Source organism: Halobaculum halobium, from assembly GCF_030127145.1.
In the GTDB taxonomy this organism is placed as follows: Archaea; Halobacteriota; Halobacteria; order Halobacteriales; family Haloferacaceae; genus Halobaculum; species Halobaculum halobium.
Genome location: NZ_CP126158.1, coordinates 2368517 through 2377831 on the forward strand (window position 1 = coordinate 2368517; position 9315 = coordinate 2377831).

The 9315-nt window shown below is 68.6% G+C and carries 14 protein-coding genes, 1 tRNA gene and 1 pseudogene; 12 read left to right on the forward strand and 4 right to left on the reverse strand.

What is annotated here, in order from left to right; translation table 11 throughout:
* Positions 1-330: 330 nt before the first annotated feature.
* Together P0Y41_RS12350 and aceA are read left to right on the forward strand one after the other, a co-directional pair.
* The gene (locus P0Y41_RS12350) at positions 331-546 is read left to right on the forward strand and encodes a hypothetical protein (RefSeq protein WP_284061621.1); all 216 of its coding nucleotides are present in this window, start codon (positions 331-333) and stop codon (positions 544-546) included.
* Positions 546-1583, forward strand: a complete 1038-nt coding sequence (gene aceA / locus P0Y41_RS12355; protein ID WP_284061622.1) for an isocitrate lyase — start codon at positions 546-548, stop codon at positions 1581-1583. Before P0Y41_RS12350 ends, aceA begins: the two co-directional genes overlap by 1 nt.
* 170 nt (positions 1584-1753) lie before the next feature.
* On the opposite strand, the gene P0Y41_RS12360 is transcribed toward aceA, so the two are convergent.
* Positions 1754-1924, reverse strand: a complete 171-nt coding sequence (locus tag P0Y41_RS12360; protein ID WP_284061623.1) for a DUF7838 family putative zinc beta-ribbon protein — start codon at positions 1922-1924, stop codon at positions 1754-1756.
* A gap of 126 nt (positions 1925-2050) precedes the next feature.
* Between P0Y41_RS12360 and P0Y41_RS12365 the strand changes: the two genes are divergently transcribed.
* From P0Y41_RS12365 to P0Y41_RS12390, 6 genes and pseudogenes are all read left to right on the forward strand, one after another.
* Positions 2051-2383, forward strand: coding sequence for a hypothetical protein (locus tag P0Y41_RS12365; protein ID WP_284061624.1), 333 nt, complete (start codon positions 2051-2053; stop codon positions 2381-2383).
* Positions 2374-2559 carry a hypothetical protein gene (locus tag P0Y41_RS12370; RefSeq protein ID WP_284061625.1) on the forward strand — a complete coding sequence of 62 codons (186 nt, stop codon included), beginning with the start codon at positions 2374-2376 and terminating at the stop codon, positions 2557-2559. Before P0Y41_RS12365 ends, P0Y41_RS12370 begins: the two co-directional genes overlap by 10 nt.
* A 30-nt stretch (positions 2560-2589) precedes the next feature.
* Positions 2590-2976 carry an acyl-CoA thioesterase gene (locus P0Y41_RS12375; RefSeq protein ID WP_284061626.1) on the forward strand — a complete coding sequence of 129 codons (387 nt, stop codon included), beginning with the start codon at positions 2590-2592 and terminating at the stop codon, positions 2974-2976.
* Positions 2973-3356, forward strand: a pseudogene (locus tag P0Y41_RS12380) (MFS transporter); the annotation flags it as partial. The gene P0Y41_RS12375 and the pseudogene P0Y41_RS12380, both read left to right, overlap by 4 nt.
* 95 nt (positions 3357-3451) lie before the next feature.
* Positions 3452-4144, forward strand: a complete 693-nt coding sequence (locus P0Y41_RS12385) for an MFS transporter (RefSeq protein ID WP_284061627.1) — start codon at positions 3452-3454, stop codon at positions 4142-4144.
* Between the two features lie 86 nt (positions 4145-4230).
* Entirely contained in the window at positions 4231-4425 is a 195-nt protein-coding gene (locus tag P0Y41_RS12390) for a cold-shock protein (protein ID WP_222606984.1), read from the forward strand.
* 157 nt (positions 4426-4582) lie between these two features.
* On the opposite strand, the gene P0Y41_RS12395 is transcribed toward P0Y41_RS12390, so the two are convergent.
* Entirely contained in the window at positions 4583-6781 is a 2199-nt protein-coding gene (locus P0Y41_RS12395; protein ID WP_284061628.1) for a S9 family peptidase, read from the reverse strand.
* A gap of 174 nt (positions 6782-6955) precedes the next feature.
* On the opposite strand from P0Y41_RS12395, the gene P0Y41_RS12400 reads away from it, so the two are divergent.
* The 3 genes from P0Y41_RS12400 (at position 6956) to P0Y41_RS12410 (ending at position 8092) form a co-directional block, all read left to right on the forward strand.
* The gene (locus tag P0Y41_RS12400; protein ID WP_284061629.1) at positions 6956-7195 is read left to right on the forward strand and encodes a glutaredoxin family protein; all 240 of its coding nucleotides are present in this window, start codon (positions 6956-6958) and stop codon (positions 7193-7195) included.
* Positions 7196-7202: 7 nt separating this feature from the next.
* Positions 7203-7739 carry a cob(I)yrinic acid a,c-diamide adenosyltransferase gene (locus P0Y41_RS12405; RefSeq protein ID WP_284061630.1) on the forward strand — a complete coding sequence of 179 codons (537 nt, stop codon included), beginning with the start codon at positions 7203-7205 and terminating at the stop codon, positions 7737-7739.
* Between the two features lie 86 nt (positions 7740-7825).
* Positions 7826-8092, forward strand: coding sequence for a DUF7553 family protein (locus P0Y41_RS12410; RefSeq protein WP_284061631.1), 267 nt, complete (start codon positions 7826-7828; stop codon positions 8090-8092).
* A 75-nt stretch (positions 8093-8167) separates the two neighbouring features.
* Here P0Y41_RS12410 and P0Y41_RS12415 read toward each other — a convergent pair whose 3' ends face one another.
* On the reverse strand, positions 8168-8419 hold the full coding sequence (locus P0Y41_RS12415; protein WP_284061632.1) for a DUF7120 family protein: 252 nt from the start codon (positions 8417-8419) through the stop codon (positions 8168-8170).
* A 113-nt stretch (positions 8420-8532) separates the two neighbouring features.
* Between P0Y41_RS12415 and P0Y41_RS12420 the strand changes: the two genes are divergently transcribed.
* A tRNA-Val gene (locus tag P0Y41_RS12420) sits at positions 8533-8607 on the forward strand.
* Positions 8608-8661: 54 nt separating this feature from the next.
* Here the strand turns inward: P0Y41_RS12420 and P0Y41_RS12425 are convergent.
* Positions 8662-9189 (reverse strand): zinc ribbon domain-containing protein, encoded by a 528-nt coding sequence (locus P0Y41_RS12425; RefSeq protein WP_284061633.1) that lies wholly within the window; start codon positions 9187-9189, stop codon positions 8662-8664.
* Between the last annotated feature and the right edge of the window lie 126 nt (positions 9190-9315).

Here is a 9315-nt window from a genome sequence, read left to right on the forward strand (position 1 = left end):
GTCGGTCTCGTCTCGCTCACGTCTGTGACAACCAGTGACAATTAAGGCTCCTTCAGGAGTCGAAACCGATTATAGAATATTATCATTATAGTTCGTTACATTTATTGTATCCTCCCGACTCGAACCAGGTGAGGCGACACAGCATGGGTGTACACGACCGCAAATCCGCAGCAGAACACGCACAGGCCGCTCCGACCGACTGCGACCCGCCGACGCCACCTACACCACCCGAACGACCCACCCCATGACATTCAACCCGAACCCCGAAACCGACCTCGACGAAATCGACGACCGCGAACTGAGCCTGTTCTCCACGGAGGGCGACGACCGATGAGCCGTCGCGCCACCCGCTCCACCGCCGGCACCCGACCGACCGAAGAGACCGACGCGCCGCTGGTCCCGGATCTGGGGACGCGAACGGGCCGCACCGACACGACGACCGACACCGCAACCATCACCGACACCGCAGACGCCGGACGCGACCGCGCCGAGCGCCGCCGTCGCCGCGACCCGTTCGAGATCGCGCTCATGGAGGACTCCGAATAATGCACCCCTCAGAACTCGACCAAGACGTCTTCACGAAGGACATCGACAACCCGCAGGGCGCGAAGCTGCGCCGCATGCTGGACGAACAGGACTACGTCTTCGCCCCCGGCATGTACCACGCGCTCGACGCCCGCCTCGCGGAGATGGCCGACCTCGACGCCGCGTACATGTCCGGCTATTCCACCGTTCTGGGCCAGTTCGGCTTCCCGGACCTGGAGATGGTGACGATGACCGAGATGGTCGAGAACGCCAAGCGCATGGTCGAGGCGACGAACCTGCCGGTCATCGCCGACTGCGACACCGGCTACGGCGGCACCCACAACGTCCGCCGCGCCGTCCGCGAGTACGAGAAGGCCGGCGTCGCCGCCGTCCACATCGAAGACCAGACGACGCCCAAGCGCTGCGGCCACATCGCTGGCAAGCAGATCATCTCCCGCGAGAAGGCCCGCTCGCGCTTCGAGGCGGCCGTCGACGCGAAGCAGAGCGAGGACACGGTCGTCATCGCCCGGACGGACGCCTACGGCTCTGCCAACGGCGACTGGGAGGAGCACCTCGAACGCGGGCGGATCTACGCCGACGCCGGCGTCGACCTCGTCTGGCCGGAGATGCCCGACCCCTCGCGCGAGGACGCCGTCGAGTACGCCGAGACGATCCACGAGACGCACCCCGACTTAGATCTGGCGTTCAACTACTCGTCGTCGTTCGAGTGGGGCGCCGAGGAGGACCCGCTCACGTTCGAGGAGCTGGGCGACCTGGGCTACAAGTACCAGTTCATCACGCTGTACGCCCTGCACTCGGGCGCACACGCGGTCTACGAGGACATGCAGAACATCGCCGAGAACGGCGCCGAGGCCCAGTGGGACCTCGAGGAGCGCTACATCGGCCACGAGACCGAGAGCCACCACGCGCTCTCGTTCGTCGACCGCTATCAGGACATCGAGACGCAGTTCGACCCCGAGGCCAAAGAGCGCATCGAGGAGTCCGAGGGCTTCGCCGAGGACCGCTCCGAGCCGATCACCTCGAACGACGACGACTGATCGGCGACCAGTCTCGAACTGCTCCGACCGCTGCGGTCTCCGTTTTTTTTTTTTTTCACCGTGCTTCTGCCGCGACACCGCGAGTCGCGGATGCGTCGCGCGAGACAGCGCAGCCGCTTCGACGACGCGATCGCCGAGCGGTCGAAAACGAGGGCCGGTCGCGGGACGCCCTACGCCTCGATCGGGGAGGCGCGGTCGCCGTTGATCCGCGTGAGACCGTAGTCGCAGTCGTTGCACCGCCACTTCGTCTTCTCGCCGAGGTGCAGCGTCATCGCGGCGACGCGCCAGAAGTCGCGGTCCTCGCCGCAGTTCGGGCAGTAGAACTCCATCTCGAGGCTCATACCTCCCGATGTGTGGGCCGGGACTTTCAAGACACCGGTCGCTGTCCGCGGGGATACTCGTCCGCGCTCGGTGGGCCCGGGCACGGACCGTCGGGTTCATTCGCGTCGAGGTCGCCAGTCGCCACCGTGTCGTCACGCTCTGAGGCCGTCGCCGACGCGGTCCACGCCGCGGGGCTCCTCGCGGTCGCCGGCGCGCTCGCGTGGGCGACCGGCCGCCCGTTCGTGTTCCCGAGTCTCGGTCCGTCAGCGTACCTGATCGCCGCCGGGTCCGGCCGCCCGAGCGCGCGGTCGCTGCTGGGGGGACACGCCGTCGGAATCGTGGCGGGGCTGCTCGCGTACCACGGCCTCGCCGACGGCGCGGTCATCACCGGCGCGCTCGCCGCGGGGAGTCGGCGGGGGCGCGCCTCGCCGCCAGCGCCGTCGTCTCGGTCGGGGCGACGACCGCCGGAATGGCGCTGACGGACACGCGGCACGCTCCGGCGTGCGCGACGACGCTCATCGTCTCGCTGGGGCTGCTCCCCTCGGTTGCAGACGCCGCGGTGATCGCGCTGGGAGTGGTCGCGCTGTGGGGGGCGTCGCTGGCGACGAGGGTCGCCTCCCGTGCTGCTGTGGCAACCGCGTCCGGGGAACGATAGCTCGAAAGGCCCGCACGCCCACCACCGAGTATGACATTCGAGACGACGGTTCCGGTCCGCTACCGCGACCTCGACCCGATGGGCCACGTGAACAACGCGGTGTACGCGACCTACTTCGAGGAGGTCCGAACCGCCTTCTTCAGCGAGGAGGTCGGCGTCGACCTGGCCGATTCGCGGGCGGCGCTCGCGTCGCTTTCGATCGACTTTCGCGCTCCCATCGAGGGAACCGGCGCCGTTCGGGCGGCCGTGGACGTGCAAGACGTGGGGACGACCAGTCTCACCTTCGGCTACGAGTTGCACTTCGAGGACCGCCTCGTCGCCGAGGGGGAGACCGTCCAGGTCGCGATGGGCGAAGACGGTCCCGAACCGCTCCCGGACCGGGTCCGCGCGGCCGCCGAACGCCACGTGACCGAATGAGCGGCGGTCGCCGTCGGTTCGCGCTCGCGGCGGTGAGCGCGGGGAACTTCAGCCAACTCGGCGCGCGGTTGCTCCTCGGTGCGGTCGTCCCCTTCGTCCTCGTCGACTTCGGGACGACCGAGGCGACTGTCGGGCTGGCGCTCACCGGGATGTGGGCGATGTACGCGCTGTTGCAGTTCCCCAGCGGCGTGCTCGCCGACCGGTTCGGTGAGCGGCCGGTCGTCCTCGCGGGGATCGTCGGGGCGGGCGTCGGCACCGCCCTCGTGGCGCTGTCGGCGTCCGTGCTCGCGTTCGGTGCAGCGACGCTCGTGCTCGGTGCGGGCGCGGGGCTGTTTTTCTCGCCGGGCACGTCGCTGCTGTCGCGACTGTACGACGAGCGCGGCGGCGCCCTGAGCGTCCTCACCGGTGCGGGCGCCGTCGCCGGCGCGGCGTTCCCCTGGCCGGGGGCGTGCTCGCCGAGCGGTTCGGGTGGGAGGTGGCCGTCGGCGCGGGCGCGGGCGTCGCGGTCCCCGTTGCCGCCGCGACGCTGCTGTTCGTGCCGTCGTTGCCGCCCGCTAACCCCGATCGAAACTTTCGGGCGGCGGTCGATCCGCGGCGCATCGCCGACGTGATCACTCGACCGCCACTGGCGTACACGACCGCCATCGCCGTGCTGTGCGGGTTCACCTTCCAGGCGGTGTCGTCGTTCCTGGCGGCGTTTCTCGTCGCCCACCGCGGCCTGGCGCCGTCGACGGCGGCGACCGCCTTCGGCGCGGTGTTCGCGATCAGCGCGGTCGCCCAACCAGTGAACGGCCGAGTGTCGGACGCGCTCTCGCGCGACGCCGCCGTCGCGATCAGCGTCACCCTCGCAGGCGCCGCCATCGCGACGCTCGTGTTCGTTCCCGGGACCGCCGGGATCGTCGCCGGCGTCGCGGTGCTCGGTGCGGGGATCTCCTGGCCCGGGCCGATACAGGCGCGGTTCATGGACCGACTGACCGACGCCGAACGGGGCTACGGCTTCGGCCTGCTGCGGACCGTGTACATGTTCCTCGCAGCCTCCGGGTCGGTCGTCACCGGCGCGGTCGCGAGCGCCGCGGGCTGGGCCGCCGCCTACGGACTCGTCGTCGCGCTGCTTGGAACGTGTCTCGCGCTACTCGGCGCGAACCGGGCGCTCGGACTGGAGCTGTGACCGTGTCACCGAGTCGCGCGCGAGAGGCGTTGTCGCGCCAGAACGCGTGACGGAAGGGTTATCAGCGATCGTCGACTCCGACTGGTATGGCGAAAGGGAAGGTTGACTTCTTCAACGACACTGGCGGCTACGGTTTCATCGCGACTGACGACTCCGACGACGACGTCTTCGTCCACATGGACGACATCGAGGGCGGCGATCTGGAGGAGGGCGAGGAGCTCGAATTCGACATCGAGACGGCCGAGAAAGGCCCGCGCGCGACGAACGTTACCCGCCTGTAAGGCACCCTCAGCGAACTACCGCACCCCTCGGGTGCGCTTTTCCGTTCTTTCACATCCGGTAGCGACGGCCGCGTCGGGCGACGGCGAGGCGGCTCGGTAGCGGCGGGCAGCAGCCGGTAGCGCCCACGCATCCGCGCCGGCTCCGACGGCCGCGGACTCAGTCGCGCACTTCGTTCGCCTCCCCGTCCACGCCCGGATCATGGGTCTCGAACCACTCGGTCAGCTCCTCGATTCGATGCGTCGCCCGCTGGGGAGTTCCGATGTTGTGGTGCTCGTCCGGGTAGATGACGAGCTTCGCGTCGACGCCCCGCTTGCGGACGCTGACGTACAACTGTTCGGCCTGCGTCGGCGGACACCGCCAGTCCTGCTCGCCCGCGGTGATCAACAGCGGGGTGTCGATCTCGTCGACGCGAGTGATCGAGGAGATGTCGCGATACAGCGCCTCGTTCTCCCACGGCATCCCGAACTCCCACTGGTGCCAGTTGTGGTTGTCGTCGGTCCCGAAGTTGCTGTAGAAGTCGTAGATGCCGTGTTCTGGCGCGGCGGCGGCGAACATGTCCGTCCGGGTGACGACGTGCGCGGTCGTGATGCCGCCGTAGCTGAACCCCGTGCAGAAGAGCCGGTCGGGGTCTGCGACCCCCTCGCCGACCAGGTGTTCCATCGCCGCGATCACGTCCTCGGACTCCAGTTCTCCGCGGCTCCCCTTCAGCGCCTCCGAGAACGCCCGACCGTAGGAGGTCGACCCGCGGTAGTTCGGCTTCGCGACGACGTACCCCTTGCTCGTCCAGTACGTCACGTCGAACCGGAACCCCGGCGCGTCGTAGCTCATCGGGCCGCCGTGGATCGCGCAGACCGCCGGCGCCGTGTCGTCGCCGTCGGGGTCGAAGTCGGCGGGGTAGTAGACGACCGCCTCGATCTCCTCACCGTCGTCGGAAACGGACGCGCCCGATTGGCTCGCGGGAGCGTCGCTCCCGCGAACCTCGCCGGTCTCGCAGGCGACGACCTCGCAGTCCGGGAGCGCAGCACCGTGCTCGTCGAGCCACTCGTCGTTGAGCGCCGAGAGGCGCTTCGTGGGGCCGCCGGCGTCGTTCTCGCGCAGTTCGGCGCCGGGAACGGCGTACACGTCCGGCGGCTGGTCGGCGGCCGTGAGGCCGAGTGCGACCGCGTCGCCGGCGAGATCGAAGGCGGCGACCGTCCGGTCGCGACCCTGGCGGGCGAACGCCCGCCGCGGCTCCCCGTCCAGCGGGCACACCGCGAGCCGAGTCCACGCCTCGTCCGCGATCGGCGCGACGATCGTGTCTTGGTCCAGCCACCGCGGCGCGCCGGCGCGCGCGAGCGTGCGGTCCAACTCCGCGGACACGGACTCGAAGTCGGCGCCGGCCTCGTCGCGCGCGACGTACGCCTCGTTGGGCTCGTACCAGTTGTCGTAGTTGCTGCCGTCGAACGCGAGACGCTCGCCGTCGGGCGACCACGTCGGCGATGCACACCGGAGGCTCCCGTCGGTGACCACCCGGCGTTCGGCGCCGTCTGGCGCGATCGTGCACACGTCGTAGGCGCCGGAGTCGTCGGGGTTCTCGTCGACGCAGGTGGTGAAGGCGACGCGGTCGGTCGGTCCCCAGGCGGGCTGGAGCCCGGCGAGCGGTTCGGCCGATCCGGCGCCGGCGGCGTCGTCGAGGCGCCTGAACGCGGCTGCGTCGGCCGCCTCCGCGTCGAGGTCGCCGACGAAGAGGTACGTCGTCACGTCGTCGAGCCAGCCCGCGCCGTCGCGCTTGTGCTGGAGTCGAGTCACCTCGATGGGGCCGCCGTCTTCGCGCTGGTCGACGTACTCCGCCTCCTCCTCTGTCGGGTCGCGCGCGGCGACGACGAGCCGCTCCCCGTCGGGCGCTAGATCGACCCCGTCGACGCCGTGTTCGAAGGCGGTCAGCTGTCTGGCGTCGCCCCCGAGCGCGAGGTCGAACGCCCACACCTGCGGCTTCGGCTCAGCGTCGCCATCGTCGCCGGCGCCGTTGCCGCCGCCGTTCCTGTCGCCGCCGCCGTTCCCGTCGGCCGCCGACTCGTCGCCCCCGTCGTCGACTCGGCCGCGCTTGCGGTCGAGGTCTTCCTCGCGCGCGGCGAGAAACGCGAGCGTGTCGCCGTCGGGCCCCCACGTCGGCGACGACGCGGACGAGGCTCGGGTGAGCCGATGCGGGTCGCGGCTCCCGTCCACCGGAGCGACGTACAATCCCGTTCGGTGTTCGTCGGCCGCCGGGTCGGACTCCTGTGCGGTGAAGGCGACGCGTTCGCCATCCGGCGACACCGACACCTCCGAGAGCAGCCGCAGATCGTAGTACGACTCGAGATCGACTCCGTGCTGCATACGCGGCGATGTGGTGACGAGCACTTGACCGTTCTGGAACCAGCGGGTTCGGGCGCGGTGTCCGATTCAGGGCCGTCGCCGGGACCCGGCTCCGCGACCACACCGCGACGGGCGACCGGCGACGGGGTCACCGGCGTGGCAAGCTACTTGCCGCCGGCGACCCACCCCAGGTGTATGTCCATCACGTTGTATGCGCTGGACGGCTGTCCGTGGTGCGAGAAGGTCCACGACGCGCTGCAGGCGGCCGACGTGGAGTACGAGACCGTCTGGACCGAGGCGCTCCACTCGAAGCGCGACGAGGTCGCCCGCGCCAGCGGGCAGCGCGGCGTCCCCGTGCTCGTCGACGACGAGCGCGGGGTGACGATGAACGAGTCGGCGAACATCCTGGAGTACGTCGAGCGAACCCTCGCGTGAGTCGGCGATGACGATCTACACGGGCCGCGGCGACGAGGGGAAGACCGATCTCAGCGACATGTCGCGGGTGTCGAAGACCTCCCCCCGGATCGAGGCGTACGGGACCGTCGACGAGGCGAACGCGCTCATCGGGACGATCCGCCCGACAGGGTACGACGACGTGGACGAGATGCTGCGGTCCGTCCAGGACCACCTCCACGTCCTGCAGGCGGACTTCGCCAACCCCGACCCGGACGAGGACGACCCCGCCGTCCGCGAGCGCCACACCGAACAGTTGGAGGACTGGATCGACGAGTTGGACGAGGAACTGGAGCCGCTCCGGCACTTCGTGTTGCCCTCCGGGAGCGAGGCCGGCGCGACGCTCCACCACGCGCGGACGGTCGTCCGCCGAGCCGAGCGTCGCGCGGTCGACCTCGCCGACGACGAGCCGGTGAACGCCGAGGCCGTGACGTATCTCAACCGGCTGTCGGACGCGCTGTTCACCTTCGCGCGCGTCGTCAACGCCCGCGATGGCGTCCCCGAGGACGCCCCCGACTACGCGTAGCGAGGACCGGCTGACCGCAACCCAACGGCCCCGCGACGGCGTCGACCCCCACAAACGGTTTATCCGTCCTTCCACACGGGACAAGTATGCCCAAGCACTTCGAGGACGCGCGATACTATCTCGGCCGTGCCGCAGACCACGCGAAAGCCGGCGTGAAGGAGGAACTGGAACCGGTCGAAGAGCGGGTGCGCGAGATCGTCGGTCGCGAGAAGGAGCCGGAGCCCTCCCGGCTCGACCGCCTCGAGGCTGACTTGACGGAGCTGTCGAAGCGGGCAGAGGGAGAAGCGAAAGAGGCCGTCCAGCAGGCACGCGACCGCCTCCGCGACTACCGAACCGAGGGCGACGAGGGGTAACGTCGCCGCCCGACGGTCAGCGATTTTTCGAGCAAAGAGCCGGGAAAGACCGCCAGGATCGACGAACCGCTCCGATCAGAACGTCGGCTCGTCGCCCATATCGTCGTCGAGGGCTGCCGGGTCCTGTTGTTCGTCGATCGCGTCGGTGAAGAGGTCGCCGTCGGCCTCTCCTTCGGAGCTCGCGTCGCTTTCCACGTCGTACGCCTTGAGGCCGCGGGTGAGGAAGTCCTCGATGGCTTCGTTTCGATTGAGGAACTCCCCCTGCTCGGCGAGGCGCGAGATCTCGCTGTCAATTCGGTCGGGCAGGTCGACTTCGATCTTCGTCACGCCCGCTCGTCGGTCGTCGGACGGGATTAATCCTCGGGTCGCTCTCGGCGACGAGCGGCGTCGCGGTCACGGACGGTAAGCCTTAAGCGTTCGACCGGGATATCCTCAGGTGCGGGTTGGTGGTCTAGTCCGGTTATGACGGCTCCTTCACACGGAGCAGGTCGGCGGTTCGAATCCGCCCCAACCCACTCGTTTTCCTGTCGCTTCTGAGGATACAGTGTTGCCGACAGCGTCTCCTCTTCTCACGGCTCTCCGAGCACTTCGTGGCGGCGGTACAGGTAGAACGCCGCGATGACCACATTACCGGGGTATAGGAAGAACAGCGCGACTTGCCAGGCAAGAGATGGGTCCCACGTTGAGTTCGCGCGAACGTACTGTCGGTCGAAGTACGCGCCGATAATCGGAGCGAACACCGACGCGAGGAACGCGAAAATGAACACGAACGACAGCCCGGTAGTCTGTGCGGACGATTGCTGGCTAAACAGTACGAATGACGGAATCGTGAACAGCGTCGGGACGGCGATCGCGTAATACCAGCTCGGTCCCACGGTCGTCTCGTAGTTCACGGGGTTGTGACTACTCCCAACTGCTGCGGCGTCTCCTGCGTTCCGAACGCCGCAGTGTGGACACAACTCTGCTCGCTCCTTGATCGCCTTGCCACAGGCTTCACAGAACACTTCATCTGGCTCCTTCGTCCGTCCCATTCTCTGGACCGTCGTTTCGCGGACGCCTCTGTATACGCGACGGTCGACTGTCGGTGCGGAGTGCATGTATCCGAGATAACGAACCAGCACCTCCAATGAGTTCTCGCTGCCGGATACTACTCGCCTCGCTGATGAGACGATTCCGTACGCAATCCGGCGGTTCGAATCCGCCTCGATCCACTCGTTTTCCTG